The 14,562-nt window shown below is 41.4% G+C and carries 20 protein-coding genes; 10 read left to right on the top strand and 10 right to left on the bottom strand.

The genetic code is table 11. The features are described 5' to 3' along the window. Positions 1-75: 75 nt before the first annotated feature. Complete coding sequence (locus MHI20_RS16120) at positions 76-543, top strand: thiol-disulfide oxidoreductase DCC family protein (RefSeq protein WP_007496690.1); 468 nt, start codon at positions 76-78, stop codon at positions 541-543. Positions 544-578: 35 nt separating this feature from the next. On the opposite strand, the gene MHI20_RS16115 is transcribed toward MHI20_RS16120, so the two are convergent. Next, positions 579-1,835 carry a transcriptional regulator gene (locus tag MHI20_RS16115; RefSeq protein WP_008341668.1) on the bottom strand — a complete coding sequence of 419 codons (1,257 nt, stop codon included), beginning with the start codon at positions 1,833-1,835 and terminating at the stop codon, positions 579-581. A gap of 270 nt (positions 1,836-2,105) precedes the next feature. Here MHI20_RS16115 and MHI20_RS16110 point away from each other — a divergent pair, with 270 nt between their 5' ends. After that, entirely contained in the window at positions 2,106-2,693 is a 588-nt protein-coding gene (locus MHI20_RS16110) for a nitroreductase family protein (RefSeq protein WP_024720283.1), read from the top strand. Between the two features lie 33 nt (positions 2,694-2,726). Here the strand turns inward: MHI20_RS16110 and MHI20_RS16105 are convergent, their stop codons facing one another. From MHI20_RS16105 to MHI20_RS16095, 3 genes are all read right to left on the bottom strand, one after another. Further along, complete coding sequence (locus MHI20_RS16105; RefSeq protein WP_008341997.1) at positions 2,727-2,882, bottom strand: YfhD family protein; 156 nt, start codon at positions 2,880-2,882, stop codon at positions 2,727-2,729. Positions 2,883-2,943: 61 nt separating this feature from the next. Then, positions 2,944-3,054 (bottom strand): YfhE family protein, encoded by a 111-nt coding sequence (locus MHI20_RS16100; RefSeq protein WP_017358836.1) that lies wholly within the window; start codon positions 3,052-3,054, stop codon positions 2,944-2,946. A gap of 52 nt (positions 3,055-3,106) precedes the next feature. Beyond that, a complete protein-coding gene (locus MHI20_RS16095) occupies positions 3,107-4,003 on the bottom strand; it encodes a TIGR01777 family oxidoreductase (RefSeq protein ID WP_047947011.1) in 897 nt (298 codons plus the stop codon). A 95-nt stretch (positions 4,004-4,098) separates the two neighbouring features. Between MHI20_RS16095 and recX the strand changes: the two genes are divergently transcribed. After that, positions 4,099-4,890, top strand: a complete 792-nt coding sequence (gene recX / locus MHI20_RS16090) for a recombination regulator RecX (protein WP_017358838.1) — start codon at positions 4,099-4,101, stop codon at positions 4,888-4,890. A 3-nt stretch (positions 4,891-4,893) separates the two neighbouring features. Beyond that, positions 4,894-5,208: a YfhH family protein gene (locus MHI20_RS16085; RefSeq protein WP_008341991.1), complete on the top strand. Its 315-nt coding sequence runs from the start codon at positions 4,894-4,896 to the stop codon at positions 5,206-5,208. 226 nt (positions 5,209-5,434) lie between these two features. Here MHI20_RS16085 and MHI20_RS16080 read toward each other — a convergent pair whose 3' ends face one another. Together MHI20_RS16080 and MHI20_RS16075 are read right to left on the bottom strand one after the other, a co-directional pair. Next, positions 5,435-5,608 carry a YpzG family protein gene (locus MHI20_RS16080; RefSeq protein WP_003217811.1) on the bottom strand — a complete coding sequence of 58 codons (174 nt, stop codon included), beginning with the start codon at positions 5,606-5,608 and terminating at the stop codon, positions 5,435-5,437. 25 nt (positions 5,609-5,633) lie between these two features. Continuing rightward, positions 5,634-5,783 carry a small, acid-soluble spore protein K gene (locus tag MHI20_RS16075; RefSeq protein WP_045034502.1) on the bottom strand — a complete coding sequence of 50 codons (150 nt, stop codon included), beginning with the start codon at positions 5,781-5,783 and terminating at the stop codon, positions 5,634-5,636. Positions 5,784-5,899: 116 nt separating this feature from the next. Here MHI20_RS16075 and MHI20_RS16070 point away from each other — a divergent pair, with 116 nt between their 5' ends. The 4 genes from MHI20_RS16070 to MHI20_RS16055 all read left to right on the top strand — a co-directional run bounded on the left by MHI20_RS16070 (position 5,900) and on the right by MHI20_RS16055 (position 10,673). Continuing rightward, the gene (locus MHI20_RS16070; RefSeq protein ID WP_017366871.1) at positions 5,900-6,172 is read left to right on the top strand and encodes a YfhJ family protein; all 273 of its coding nucleotides are present in this window, start codon (positions 5,900-5,902) and stop codon (positions 6,170-6,172) included. A gap of 300 nt (positions 6,173-6,472) precedes the next feature. Next, complete coding sequence (locus tag MHI20_RS16065; RefSeq protein ID WP_008341983.1) at positions 6,473-7,456, top strand: glycosyltransferase family 2 protein; 984 nt, start codon at positions 6,473-6,475, stop codon at positions 7,454-7,456. An 87-nt stretch (positions 7,457-7,543) separates the two neighbouring features. Next, positions 7,544-10,138: a YfhO family protein gene (locus MHI20_RS16060; RefSeq protein WP_340939766.1), complete on the top strand. Its 2,595-nt coding sequence runs from the start codon at positions 7,544-7,546 to the stop codon at positions 10,136-10,138. 61 nt (positions 10,139-10,199) lie between these two features. Beyond that, complete coding sequence (locus MHI20_RS16055) at positions 10,200-10,673, top strand: DinB family protein (protein WP_039167943.1); 474 nt, start codon at positions 10,200-10,202, stop codon at positions 10,671-10,673. Positions 10,674-10,675: 2 nt separating this feature from the next. On the opposite strand, the gene MHI20_RS16050 is transcribed toward MHI20_RS16055, so the two are convergent. The 3 genes from MHI20_RS16050 to MHI20_RS16040 all read right to left on the bottom strand — a co-directional run bounded on the left by MHI20_RS16050 (position 10,676) and on the right by MHI20_RS16040 (position 12,588). Further along, positions 10,676-11,098, bottom strand: coding sequence for a regulatory YrvL family protein (locus MHI20_RS16050; protein WP_340939762.1), 423 nt, complete (start codon positions 11,096-11,098; stop codon positions 10,676-10,678). 67 nt (positions 11,099-11,165) lie between these two features. Then, complete coding sequence (locus MHI20_RS16045; protein WP_017358845.1) at positions 11,166-12,329, bottom strand: oxalate decarboxylase family bicupin; 1,164 nt, start codon at positions 12,327-12,329, stop codon at positions 11,166-11,168. A 94-nt stretch (positions 12,330-12,423) separates the two neighbouring features. Further along, positions 12,424-12,588: a YvrJ family protein gene (locus MHI20_RS16040; protein ID WP_003217819.1), complete on the bottom strand. Its 165-nt coding sequence runs from the start codon at positions 12,586-12,588 to the stop codon at positions 12,424-12,426. Positions 12,589-12,754: 166 nt separating this feature from the next. On the opposite strand from MHI20_RS16040, the gene MHI20_RS16035 reads away from it, so the two are divergent. Further along, positions 12,755-13,357, top strand: a complete 603-nt coding sequence (locus MHI20_RS16035) for a sigma-70 family RNA polymerase sigma factor (protein ID WP_058336504.1) — start codon at positions 12,755-12,757, stop codon at positions 13,355-13,357. Continuing rightward, positions 13,305-13,526: a sigma-O factor regulator RsoA gene (gene rsoA, locus MHI20_RS16030; protein WP_340939756.1), complete on the top strand. Its 222-nt coding sequence runs from the start codon at positions 13,305-13,307 to the stop codon at positions 13,524-13,526. The genes MHI20_RS16035 and rsoA overlap by 53 nt, the downstream gene beginning before the upstream one ends. 18 nt (positions 13,527-13,544) lie before the next feature. Here the strand turns inward: rsoA and MHI20_RS16025 are convergent, their stop codons facing one another. Continuing rightward, a complete protein-coding gene (locus MHI20_RS16025) occupies positions 13,545-14,525 on the bottom strand; it encodes a metal-dependent hydrolase (protein ID WP_008341965.1) in 981 nt (326 codons plus the stop codon). Between the last annotated feature and the right edge of the window lie 37 nt (positions 14,526-14,562).

Here is a 14,562-nt window from a genome sequence, read left to right as displayed (position 1 = left end):
TATAGTAATCTAGTTGTAATCTCCTTTGAACGAACTAAAAAAAATAAATGAAGGAAAAGGGCTGGCGATCAATTTATGAAAAAAATCATCTATCTCGATCAAGAAAAAAAGAAGCTCGCTGAATCAAAGAAAAGAGAACAGCGTTCCATCAAATCACTCAGACTGCTTGTGTTTTATGACGGACAAAGTCCTTCATGTGCAAAAGCGATTGACCTGTTGAAATCACTCGATTGGAAAAACCGAATTCACTTTGAATCATTTAGACACTCACAGCTGCTGAGACTGAATAAAATTAGTGAAGAGAAGGCAGAGAAACGAATCGTGTCTATTTCCTTAGCGAAAAATCAAAAAAACTCAGGGATTTATACTTGGCTGAGAATGGCTTGTCATATCCCTGCATTATGGGGAACGGTCCCATTCATTGTACTCAGCATTTGGCTTGGCTTTGGGCAGCATGCTTACGATTATTTTGCGAGAAAACGGTACATTCATTCTGTCGAACAAGTCACCCGTCCCGATACAGATCAACAAAAGACCATCTAATCATAGAAAAAGCATGACCTTCGATCGGCAGAAGGTCATGCTTTTTTGTAATACGGGATATATGATGCTAAGTGATCAAGCAGCTTCGTTGTGTAAGACATATACGCACGCTTATCAAGCTCAGAAGCCGCATACGAAAGTAAGGTTCTAAGAGCAAACAAGTACTCATTGTGGAGCTGATTGTGTTCAAAGTAAGGAATCGCTGCTTCTACTAAATAAGTTTTCAAATCATGAGGATTCTCTTCAATCATCAATTTATAGATTTTAATCATATATAAACAGTTTGGTTGAATACGAGGCTGTTTGAGCAGCTCGTGTATGTATGGAAGCGCCTTTTTGCGATCATATTCCGCATACAATGTCGCGATTTCATAGAGCGTTTCACAGTAACGATCTTCTATCTGTTCTTGATTAAAATAATTGAGTGAATCTAGTAAATAAGGCACAGCGGATGAGAAATCGCCTTGGCGTTTTAAGAGAACCCCGTAATAAAAATAAGCTGTCATCTTAATATAAGCATCAGGGTGAAGCGATGTGTGTAAAATCACTTCTTTTAAATATCTTTTAGCTGTTTGAAAGGCCTTTAATTCCAGTGAGATGACCCCATGAATGAGTGTACAATGAATGACCCGCTTGAAATTATTTTTTTGTCTATACAAATCCATTGCTTGATGTGTGGCCTCAAGCGCATCACCGAGATGCCCCATGGCTCCAAGTGCTTTTGCATAGTGATAATACAGGTCGCTCTGTTCAACAGAAGCGTAAGAAAAGCAGCTTTCAAGTCTTTTCAATCCTTCTTCGAGCTGACCGATTTTAATCTGGTGGATGCCATCTAGATATTCAAACGTTTCTTTTTCTGTGTCAATAAAGGTTTTTTCAAACTTCTTAAGCACGCGGTGCGTTTTTAAGGCAAGCTGCTGTTTTTCTGTTAATAAGTAAAATTGAAATAAGGACAAATGATACTGAATCCCTAAATCTAGCGAAAAGAACTGTTCCTCGTGATGAATGATCATTTCTGCATTTTGCTCTGCTTGATCGAGTGCATAGAAATACATGTTCATTTGAAACTCATCGAGCAATGACAGCAGGTGACGCGCCTTTTGCGAAAGCGTTTCTTGACTAATTCCAAGCCGTTCAAGCAAAAGATTGATCGTATCTTGATTGGCCTCTTTTGAGCCATTTTCAATTTTACTTAAATGAGAGACAGAACAAATTCCTTCTGCCAACTCCGATTGGGTCATATTTTGTTTATAACGATAGAGCTTTATGATTTGCCCAATATTGATTTTCATTCCATTCAGAAGCCTCCCTTCCAATCATGGGTTGAAAGCTTTTTGAAAAAATAGCCGCATTTAACAAAGTGGAAATACCTGAAACCATTTCATCATCTTGGCTTTTTTCTCAAAATTTGTTTAAAACGTAATATGATTGTAACATTACTTGAAAAAGTCAAACAACTTTTTAGCAGAGAGGTGAGGTCTTATTTGCAAACAACACATGATCATGTTTATAATGTGAATGAGAATCAATTTCAATTAAGGTTGATTGAAAGGATGACATATATGCCAGAAACAAAACAACAAACAGAAGCGTTAACGGTTCGAGACGCTGTCAGATATAGACGATCGATTCGAAAATTCAAAGAAACGCCGGTGAGCATTGAGCAGCTTCAGCCATTATTAGAGGACGCAGTCTATGCACCCAATCATAAAATCACGGAACCTTGGCGTTTTTTATATGCAGTGACGGATGAAGCAAAAGAGGTATTTGTTGAGCGGTTTATTGCTTTCTTTAAACGCAACAATCCAGACGCAAAAGAAGAAAAGATCAATCAGTACAGAGATTATTTTTCTAAAGTACCAGCACTTTTACTTGTTGTTCTAAAAGAAGACGAAAATCCAGTTGTGAGAAATGATGATTTTGCCGCTGTGAGTGCGCTCATTCAAAACTTCCAGTTGCTGGCTTGGGATCAAGGAATCGGTATGGTATGGAAGAGCGGCCGTATCTTATACGACAAAGGGTTTCAACAGGATATGGGGTTAAAGGAAAACGAACGCTTTGCCGCGATTCTTCACATCGGTTATCCAGAAGAGGTGCCTGAGGAAAAGTCACGTCAGAAGGCATCAAGCCTGCTAACTGAAATCAAATAAGAACAGACCTTTTGATAAGGTCTGTTTTTTTACTTATTGTTTTTTGGCACGCTGATCGGCTGCTTTCATACGTGCCATCGCTTTTACGTCATTCGGATCTGCAAGTTCTTTGGAAAATTCAACATATTCGCCATCCGTCTCTTGTGCCGCAAGCTGGTGGTTGGATTTTTTGTGTTGGTCTTTTTTCAAAGCTTTTCCCTCCTTTACAAGATCACTTTAGTTATGGGCTTGTAAAAGAGGAATATCCGTTTTATTTGTTTCTTTTTTCTGCTGCTCTTTCCGCTTTTTTGAATTCCTGCTGATACAGAACTTCCTGGGTTTTCTTCAGTTTTGAAGTCGGCTGGTGTTCTTTTTTCTTCATCAAAATCGCCCCCTCATCTCATTTTTAATAGGATGGGTGTTTTTGACAAAATTTATTCCTCTGAATGCAAAATCGCTTCTTTTAGCTCAGGGTGTAAAAATTCATAAGAAGACAGCAGTGCCTTTTTCGGCAGAGCACGTTGACCTTCTAATACAAGCAATGACATGTCGCCAAGTGCGGTTTTGATGACAAAGGACGGCACCTTCAGCCAGTGAGGGCGATGAAGGGTAGATGCAATGGTTTGTCCCAGCTGCTTCATTTGAACAGGATTTGGAGATGTGACATTGAGTGGACCTGATATGTGTTCATGCTCAATGGCATACGCAATGAGATGTGCTACATCCTCCACGTGAACCCAAGATACCCATTGCGAGCCAGAGCCAATCGTTCCACCGGCAAACAGCTTGTATGGCAAGGTCATAAGAGGAAGTGTGCCTTTTTCTCCTAGCACTACCCCAAAGCGTGTATAAACTGTGCGAATACCGAGCGCCTCAATTTTTTGCCCTTCAGCTTCCCAAAGTTTTGACGTATGACTTAAAAAGTCTGTATCGGCTGGAGGGGCTTCCTCCGTAAAATCCTCTGTCTTAGAAGTGCCGTAGATACCGACAGCACTTGCTTGAATGAGCACAGATGGTTTCGATTCCTGCGCTTCTATAATGCGTCTCACTTCTTGTGTGGATTGAATACGGCTGGAGAGAATGCCTTTTTTTGCTTTGTCCGTCCAGCGTGTGAAAATGGATTTTCCAGCAAGGTTAATCCATACATCAATCGCAGGCAATTCATGTTCAGGCTTAGCACCATCTGTCAGCCACTGCACATAGTGTAAATGATTTTGTTCGGATTCCTTTGGATTTCTTGTTAGAATATATAGATGATGTCCTTCAGCTGCGAGCACCTTTGTGACATGCTGGCCGATAAACCCGGTTCCTCCGGTAATGGCGATATTCAATTGACATCTTCTCCTCTCATATACATACCTATATCTTTCACAATTTTGAATCAGAAGAAACATCCTGACTGTTTGAAAAAAGGAGTGATCACAGGATGCCCTATATTACGAAAATCTCTGCTCAGAAAAACAATACAGAACGCGTGAACATCTTTCTTGATGAAAAGTACGCATTTAGCGTTGATCTAGATGTGCTCGTCCAGCATGATTTGAAAAAGGGAAAAGAGCTGGACGAAGCCGATATCATAGAGATTCAATTCGGTGATGCAGTAAAAAAAGGATTTCAGCAGGCCGTCGATTATTTATCGTATCGGATGAGATCAGTGAAAGAAGTCACCGATTATTTGACGAAAAAAGACATACCAGCACCTGCTATTAGTGAAATTATACACAAATTAAAACATTATAAGTATGTAAATGATCTTGAATTTGCAGAAGCGTATGTAAGCACCCACCGAAAAACGAATAGCAAAGGCCCGTCAGTGCTAAAAAAAGAATTAAAGCTGAAAGGCATAGACGATGACACCATCGAACAAGCACTATCGCAATATCCGAATGATTTGCAGCTAGAGGAAGCAGTGAAACAAGTGCTAAAGCTGGTTAAGAAAGAGAAAAACCGGTCCGCAAAAGAAATTGAACAGCGTATCAAATTGCAGCTTCAGCGAAAAGGATTTTCATTTGATATCATTGATAAAGCCCTTCAAGAAGCCTATGATGGACAAGAAGAGGAAAAGGAAGAAGAAGCCCTTCACTATATGCTTGAGAAGGCAAAACGCAAGGTAGGATATGACGGATCATTTGAGAAAAAAATGAAAGTGAAGCAATTTCTTTACCGAAAAGGCTTTGATCTTGATACAATTGATCACGTTTTAGACAAAGGGGAATGACAGATGGAAAAACGCTATAGTGAAATGACAGAATACGAATTAAAGCAGGAGATTGCCGCTCTTTCTGAAAAAGCAAGAAAGGCTGAGCAGCTAGGCATTGTGAATGAATATGCCGTGTTGGAGCGGAAAATTGACATGGCGAAAGCCTATTTATTAGATCCAGCTGCTATTCAAACCAAAACGACTTATCACATCAAAGATACAGACGAGCAGTTTTATGTGGAGTATTTAAATGGGGTTTTTGCTTGGGGCTACAGAGTATCAGCGCCAAATAAAGAAGATGCCCTGCCGATTTCAATGCTTACGCAAAAGGACTGATCCCTAGAGATCAGTCCTTCAGCGTGTAGACAAACCCTCGCATTCGTTGTCAGTCCTGCGTGCTGGTGCTCACGAATGTCAAATTCGCTCCGCGCCAGTACTCGTCCTTCCTAGACTGCAAAGGTTTTCTATCACGCTGAAAAGAAGACAAAGGGCTAAAATAAAGTTCATTTTAGCCCTTTGTCAACAATCTGAAGGACTGATCGTTAGAGATCAGTCCTTTTCTTTACTTCGAACGTTGTTTACGGACGTTGTTCTGAAGTACGATGTCGTGCTGCGTTTGCTGCGTTTCTCCGTTGACCTGAGAGGCAGAATGTTTAGCATTCGCCCATGGTTGAGGGTAAGCGGTTGTTCTTAATTGAACAAAGTCTTCCATATACGATTTCCCATTTGAACTCATATCTCAAGCACTCCCTTTGGAAAAATTAGTGTTTCCCTGATGCCCTCATACGTTCCTGTGGACGTGTATTCGTCTCACCGTTCGGCCTTTTAGACGCATAAGCATCTGTGGCCCCTGGTTCGCCTTCAAACTTGTGATTCACTTGATTTGGAAAGCCCTTTGCTTTATTACGCATACTGATTCCCTCCAAACAATACAAATCATTTGCGTCTTTTGAAGACGTAAGGGTAGTATATGAAAAAAGAGATTTTTTTAAAAAGGCACTTTCTGCTAGATGAAGGAGGAACCAGTATGGAACAATATTTTGAGCGATTAACCGAACAACTAATGGAAAAAAACAATATGCTCACATATGAAGAAGCACGTACATGGGTAGAGCTCCTTTGGAGTGATTTTGAAACAACCTATGCAAAGGCTGGCCGCAAGTATAAAGGACAAGAAACGACTGAACGGATTGTCCGAGAATGGATCGAAAGCTACGGCGCTCAGCTGCATTTATTTCAAAATAAACAATCGAAGGCAAATGAGCATCTGCAACAAAACGACAAAGGGCTGCTGCATTAAAAGGGTTGCCCTTTTCACTTCCACTCATTTTTTCAATAAACAGGAAAATATATAATTGACCAAACAATTTTATGAAACAATACCCAGTCTGTGATCAAAATTACAGGCTTTTTACAATGGATAAACTTAAAATTACATTAAATTCATGTTGGTGAAAATCACTGGAAATAAAACTCTGATATAATGTAACGATTAAGGATACATGAAATTTATGGATAATAAAAAAGGGTTTCGTTTTCTGACAAAAAAGGAATAATGAACATAACAGACTATGTGAAAAAAGTGAAGAGAAGGTGCGATATGGAACGGGAACTGCTCTCTGTTATAATTCCTTCTTACAATGAAGGTGAAAACATCAGACGAATCTTTGAGGCACTCGAGGAAGAGTTTCGCGATTTTCATTATGACTTTGAAATCATCTTTGTGAATGATGGAAGCAAAGACAATACGCTTCAATACATGAGAGAGCTCTCTCACAAAAGTGCAAAAGTCAAATACATTTCCTTTTCTCGTAACTTTGGGAAAGAAGCTGCAATTTTAGCAGGTCTTGAGCATGCAAAAGGGGAAGCTGCGATCATTATGGACGCCGACCTGCAGCACCCAACGTATTTGATTCAGGATTTTGTTAGAGGCTACGAAGAAGGTTATCATCAAGTCATTGCCAAACGAAACCGTAAAGGGGACAGCAAGCTTCGTTCTTACCTATCATCGATGTATTATAAAGTGATGAACAAGGTGGTCGAAGTGGACTTGCGTGATGGTGTAGGAGATTTCCGCTTAATTTCCCGTCAAGCGATCGACGCATTGCTTCAGCTGAAAGAGGGAAATCGTTTTTCAAAAGGCCTTTTTTGCTGGATTGGCTTTGAAGAAAAGGTCATCTATTATGAAAATGTGGAAAGACAGCATGGTGATACAAAATGGTCACTAAAGAAATTATTTAACTACGGGATTGATGGTGTCATTTCCTTTAACAACCGCCCGCTGCGTATTTGTTTTTATACGGGTATTTTGATCTTATTTCTCTCTTTGATTTACATCGTGGCGACCTTTATTCAAATCGTCAGAACGGGCATCATGGTACCGGGTTATTTCACTTTAATCTCAGCTGTGCTTTTCCTCGGTGGTGTCCAGCTCTTGAGTCTAGGTGTGATCGGAGAATACATTGGCCGGATTTACTATGAAACGAAAAAGAGGCCGCATTACTTAATTCAAGAATCAAATGTCATGGAACAAGAGACAAGCTCAAAAGAACAAGACCGAGTGTTAACGCAGTTATTTAAATAACGTGGAGTCAAATAACCGGCAAGCACGAATCGCTTGCTGGGTTGTTTTGTTTCAATGAAAAGTGGATCTTTTGGAGAAAGGATTTAGATGATGAAACGTAGATGGATACTCATTGGAATGTGCCTCATTCTTGCTTTATTAGGACACTCCTTTTTCTTATATGAATATACGCAAGGCCGATATATGACGGGAGATGGAGATGGCATTTCGCAAATGCTCCCGTTTAAAAAGCTGCTGTATGACGAATACGTCAAAGGAAACTTCTTTTATTCCTATCAATTTGGTCTAGGCGGCGGTACATATACGCAATTAGGTTATTATTTTACAACGTCGATGGTCTTTATGGTCACAGTCGCTGTTGTCTGGCTGTTAAATGCGCTTCACCTTGTACAGTCAACAGACATTCACTTTTGGGCAAATGCTGTTATTTGGCTGAGTGTGATCAAGCTGACAGTCATTCTGTTCATCGCATATCGTGTGCTCCTTTCGATTGTGCAGCATAGGCTGGGGGCGCTGACAGGAGCCGGTATTTACGGACTGTCTATTGTGTACTTTCGGCATCAAACGTTTTGGGAGTTTTTCACCGACAGCATGATGTGGCTTCCGCTGCTTGTGCTCGGGGTTGAACGGATTTTTAAAACAGGCAAGCCGGCTTGGTTTATTGCGGCTTGCAGTCTCATGCTGATCAATAATTTTTACTTTGCTTACATTCACTTTATCTTTTTAGCCATTTATCTCGTCTTCAGATATATGATTAAGCTTCAAAGCGAGGAGCGAGGCTGGAAGGTGTTCTGGACCCTTGCGATCTCTACGTTGTTATCGTTTGGGATCAGTGCTGCCTTTTTTATCCCGTCTGTTTACGGCTTTCTCAATAATGTAAGACCGCCGTATGAACAGGCAATTCCTTGGTTCGAGCTGCATGATCATCTGCTGTTTACAAGCAGGGTGTACTTATTGCCGGTCATCTTTCTGATTTGTCTGTTTCTCGTTCCGCTATACCGGAACAGATGGTTTTTCATGTTCACATCGATCAGTGTTCTGCTGATCATTTTTCACTACAGTCCAAAGATGGCGAGCGTGTTTAATGGTTTTTCTGCACCGCAGTACAGATTTGAATATATTCTTGCTTTTACAGTCGGAGCAGTCGTAGCCATCACCATCAAGCATTTCTCGCAAATGGAGTGGAAGTGGAAAACACGTGCGGTTTTAGGCGCTTGGATTGTATTCCTTCTCGCAGTCGCCCTTTCAGAACGAGCAAAGGGAAATATGGATGTTGTTGTATTTACCGGAATAGGACTGCTTGTGATCAGCTTGTTCTTCCTCTCGATACATGCGGGGAAACGTCTGCACCTTCATCTCTTGTCAGCTGTGCTCATCGTTGTGAGCTTACTGACAGCAGGCGTGTATCAGCAGGGCTACTTATTTGAAAGAAGCAATATTAAGAGCGTATCAGATACGTATCTGAATAGTGAGGCGTATGCTGGACATGAGCAAATGAAGCTCATTCAGCAAATTCAAAGCCGCTCAAAAGAAGATCCGCTTGCCCGGATTGATTGGATGAACGGCGTGCGCAACAACACCCCGTTATTTGAAGGCTTTCAAGGCATGAGTGCGTATTCAAGTATATTGAATCAGCATCTGCTCCATTTCTACTGGAATGACCTGCAAATTGATATGGGACGGGAAAGTGTCAGTCGGTATGCAACAATGGGGGACAGGGCGAATTTATACAGTCTGACCTACGGGAAGTATTATATGAGAGACAAATCGATGTCTTTCTCACCGCCGGTTTATTTTAAGCCCATATTGGAAAGCGAACATTATGAAGTGTATGAAAATACACGTCCGCTCCCATTTGCAAGAACAACGAGTACCGTCTATTCAGAAAAGTCACTAGAGCATGCGTCAGCACTTGATAAAGAACATGCGATGTTGCAAGGTGTGATCTTAAACAAAAAAGGAAATGCTGAAATCGACCAATCGCCTGATCGAATAAAGGATACAAACATTCATACTGAACAAGCTGTATACGAAAATGGCGTGCTTGATGTATACGGGAAAACGGGCGGGCTGAATATCACCCTTCCAGATGATATCGCTCGTGTGGGGGATGTGTATGTGAGCTTTTATGTGAAGCGGACCGACCGTAACGAAGGGTTTCAGTTATCTGTGGATGACTATGTCACATCACGCAAAAGCAATACGTCTATCTACAAAACAGGCGTTAATGACGTGACGATCAGAGTCCCTGCGGAAAAAATCCTTTCCATACGAGTGCCAAAAGGGACGTATGAGCTGAGTCAATTAAAGCTGTATCATGAGCCTTACCGCACCCTTGCGCGGGCATATGAAAAAGAAAAACAGGATGATGGCAGCCAGCAGGTGAAGCTTAAAAATAACCGCTTTACGATTTCTTATGAGAACAAGCGCGGCGATGATTATATGATTCTGCCTGTTCCATATGAAAAAGGCTGGGAGCTCACTGTGAACGGCCATCAAACCGATATTGAACAAGCCAATTATGCGTTTATCGGTTTTCCAATAGAAAAAGGCAAAAACGAGATCGTGCTAACCTACTATCCGCCTTATATCAGAATTCTCGCATTGATTTCACTCGTCAGTTTGATTGGTGCGATCCTCTATGCACGGAGAAAACACAAGAAACACCACTTTACATCATAAGTGGTGTTTTTTCTCATCATTGATACAATCTACATAAAAGCATGTGAATGGGGGAGACCATTTGACGTTAAACAAAGAGTCCACTATTGCTCATTTTGAACACTCCATTGAATGGGTACAGTCACTAACGGAATTAACAGACAAAGAATGGCGCAGAGCGATCGCTGATGGAAAATGGAGCACCGCTGAAATCATCGCCCATTTCGTTCCATGGGATGAATTTATTTTAAAGGCTCGACTAAAGGAATTTTGGAACGATCGGCCATTACCTCAAGCTCCTGATGTGCACAAAATGAATCAGCAGTCAGCTGAAAGAGCGAGAAAGGAAAAGAAAAGCGAGACGATCGTTCGATTTATTGCTGTCAGAACAGAATTACTTCAAGAAATGAAGAAAATTGAACCATCTCGCTGGAATGAACCTTTTTTTATTGGTCAAACCAAGCTGACGTTATTAAGTTATTTCCAAGGACTGATCGAACACGATACCCATCATATGAAGCAAATCAAAGAAGCACTCTCGTCAGAAAGAGAGTAGAGTCATGAAGCTTCTTTCTCAAATGGAAACGACGCATAATCAAACAAAAAATGAAATAACCAAAGACTTAGCGCAAAGAGAATTTCTTCAGAAGTAGTCAGCAAAATGCCGTCAACCAATTCATCTGATAAGTAGACAGCACCCCAAATAAACAAAAGGTGAAATAAAACGGCATAGAAAACGATGGATCGTTTTTTGGACCGACACTTACGAACAAACTGCATGAGCACGTGTTCCAGATGTTCAAAAGAGATCCCAAGTACAACATAGATGCCCATAAACAGAATCAACGATAAAATCGATTGATAAAAAGCACCGGTCAAATGAAAGAACAGCACACAAAACAATAAAAATATGTAACAGACAGCTGACGCCGCCATGAGCCATTTCAGCCCTTGCCATAAAGCGTGAACAGATTGTTGCATGGGTAAACAACACTCCTTTACATGAAGATACCTGCAAAAAGGACAGCCTTTTTGCAGGAAGGTGGAATTAATCCTCTTTTTTAGGTGCAGCGATGACAGGATGTTTTTCAGTATCAAGCAATTTCAAGAATTCTTCGCCTTGATCTAAATGATCCAAAACAAGCTGTTTCGGTGTGACCGCAAGCCACTGATTGAGCGAGATATCTGCATAATGATCGCTCTTAAAGATTTCTAAGAAATAGAGCGGTTCGTCGCCTGTATTTTCTACATAATGCCCCATCGCAAATGGCACATAGCCAACGTCTCCCGCCTGATAGTTGAAGGTTCTCGCATGTCCATCAGAAGCAAAGACCGTCATTCGAGCTTTTCCAGAAATGAAATATTGCCATTCATCCGTATTTGGATGCCAGTGCAGCTCACGGATGGCACCTGGATCAACTTTCACAAGAGCGGATGCAATCGTTTTAGACGCTTTGAAATTGGTAGAGTCCGCAATCCACACTTGTCCACCGCTTGACGTAATTGGCTCTTGTTTTAACAGCTCATATTTAAAGGAGTTCGGGACTTCTCCTTGCTCTGTTTGCACCTTGTCACACTCAAGGGAACCAGGAATTCCTTTTTGGAAAATATACTTCTCTTTCTCTGGCAGCTTCTTAAATTGCTCCTTTGTCATTCCAAAGTTTTGGAGAACGACTTCCTCTGGGGTATGGGCAAGCCAATCAGTCACTTGGAACGTACTATTTTCAGAGAAGGAACCATCATCAAACACAAGCAAGAACTCAGCTCCTGGTTCAAGTGCTTGAATAGAATGCGGCAAGCCAGAAGGGAAGTACCATAAATCTCCCTCAGTCACATCCTCTGTAAAATTCCGCCCCTCTGCATCAACCGATGTAATTCGGGCTTCCCCGTAAATCATGTACGCCCATTCCGCTTCCTTATGCCAGTGCAGCTCACGAATCGCACCAGGCTTTAGCCGCATGTTCACAGAGGCAAGACTTTTAGAGATAGGCAGTTCACGCACCGTTACCTCGCGGGCATAGCCGCCTTTTTCTAAACGGTTGTGCGTATCAGAAAAAGAATATTTCATGTTGGGAACCGTTCCATGATCGGTTTCTGGTGGCGTGAGCATATCTGGGTTTTGTCTGTCTCGCTCGAGATTACGTGGAATTTTGACTGTTGCTCCTTTTTCTCCTCGAATCGGCTGCGGTACACCATTTTGCTTTTCACTCATGATAAAATCCCCTTTCAACATCGTATTGTGTGAGGTGACAAAAGGCCTTTCATTTCGCCCTCGTTTTCATAAGGTGAAACGAATCAAGAAGATGTCAATCTGATTCATCATTTTTTTGAACAGCGACCAATCGTTGGATGAGCTTGCTTAATTCATCAAACTTTCGTTCAAAACGTGTCAGCAAATAAACCGTCAAAATGGCAGGAAAGCCAGCCTGACCGAGCTGCTTCAGCCATTCCTCCGAAAAAAAGGTCTCCATTTGTCTCACCTCCCAGCGGATGCTCGTCTTCTCTATAAGTGGTATGAAAGAAGAAATAGGAAATCAAAGGGGGAGAAAATGAACCATTAGACCCGTTTCACAAAGTTTACTTTTTTTAACTTTTGTCCACTTAATGCAAGTAGAGAGAACAAAGGGGAGGATGCACATGGATTATCGGCTGTTATTGAAAGCAAAATGGAAGGAAATCGTTGACCACCCGCTCATTCAGCAATTTTTAAGCAATCCTAAAAACCAGCAACTGCTTAGGCAAGTCATGGAAGAGCCAAACGAAGAAAATGCGAAAAAACTAGATTCTGAGTTCAAGCAGTTTTATCAAAAAATCCGCATCATCAAGTATATTTCCACAATGATCCGCATCTTTTCAGTCGACTTTGACAAACGAGTGAAAAAAAAGCAGCAGCGTTTTCCGCTCATACTCGATCATCCTGATACGCAAGAAGTGAAAGACCCTGTTCAAACAGATACGTATGAAGCTGTGCTCTTTAACCAGCAAGACTTAGGGGAGCACCTGCAAGACCCAAGATTGTACAAGGCCTATCAGCAGCTCACAGACAAACAAAAAATGGTCTTAACCCATATTTATGTTGAAGGTCAAACGATGAAGGAAATAGCCGACCGGCTGGGCGAATCAAGACAAAACATCTCAAACATCCACAAAAAAGCGCTCAACAAACTAAAAGAAGAAACAGGGGGAGATGTCCGTGCAAGAAGACAAAATGACCAATGGAGAAATGGAAGAACTCATTGAAACCTTCTCACCCATGATCAAAAAGAAACTACAAAACACGGCATATCAAGAAAGAGAAGACCTCGAACAAGAACTCTACATCAAACTCATCGAAAAAATAGACCGGCTGATTTACCAAGAGGGACCTGGCTTTTGGGAGTTTATTGTGGAATATATGACGAAGATGTAAGCACAAAAAAAGACTCGCTCACACAGAGCCGAGTCTTAATTTTTTTTGCAGTTTTTCTTCACTGAAAATCCAACCGGTATAGGAATTTTTGATTTGGTGGTCCATGTCGATATGGCAGATTGCAACAAAAGGATAGTGACCTTTGCTGCGGTAGCGCAAATCAATGAACCGGACTTCATAATGATCCTTGTATTTATCTACTTCCCACCGGTAGACAGGGGAGAAGGAGAGAAAGGCTGAAATGTTTTCATCCTGTTTGGCAATTTTCATAATCTCAGTATCAGGGACCGGCACACGGTTAAAGGTGTCTAAAATGATGATCTCACCATTCATACTGCGTCCAACATGGAAAGAGGATTTACATTTCACGGCAATGCGCCATTGTCTGAACTTCATTGTAGGCGAAATAATAATGTCTTCAATTTCATCAAATCGTGCACGCAGCTGACGTTTAATCTGAAGCTGCATGATGACCCTGACGATATAGTAACAAAAAATCACGGCATACAGCGTAATGAACGTATAGCCGGGATGACCGCCAATCGCCCAAACGACAATGGCGACAAGATGTGTAAAAAAGATAAACGGATCAAACGTATTAATGATCCCAAGCGCTACCCATTTCTTTGAAAATGGGCGAATGGCCTGTGTGCCGTATGCATTGAAAATATCGACAAACACATGAAGCACAACGGCTAATAGTGTCCATAACCAAAGGTGGAGTAAATTTGCCCCCGGCACAAATGGGAAAATCACAGCCGGAATTAGCAATGACCAAAACAGTACAGCCGGAATGGAATGAGTAAATCCCCGGTGATTTCTTATATAAACTGCATTATTTTTTAGTTTTAGCACAGTATCAATGTCTGGTGCTTGGGAGCCGGCGATGGTCGCGATCATCACGGCGTGTGCCATGTGTGGATCTGCGCTGACGGCTGGATCTAAAAGCGCAAGTCCCCCAAGAGAAATGCCCATTACTACATGAGTACCAGTGTCCAATTGATTACCTCCTAGTTGTCATGCTTAGGAACAATCA

The organism is Bacillus sp. FSL K6-1106 (assembly GCF_038005245.1).
GTDB lineage: Bacteria > Bacillota > Bacilli > Bacillales > Bacillaceae > Bacillus > Bacillus altitudinis.
The sequence above is the reverse complement of the archived record's forward strand: the minus strand, read 5'-3'. Positions and strand labels throughout refer to the sequence as shown.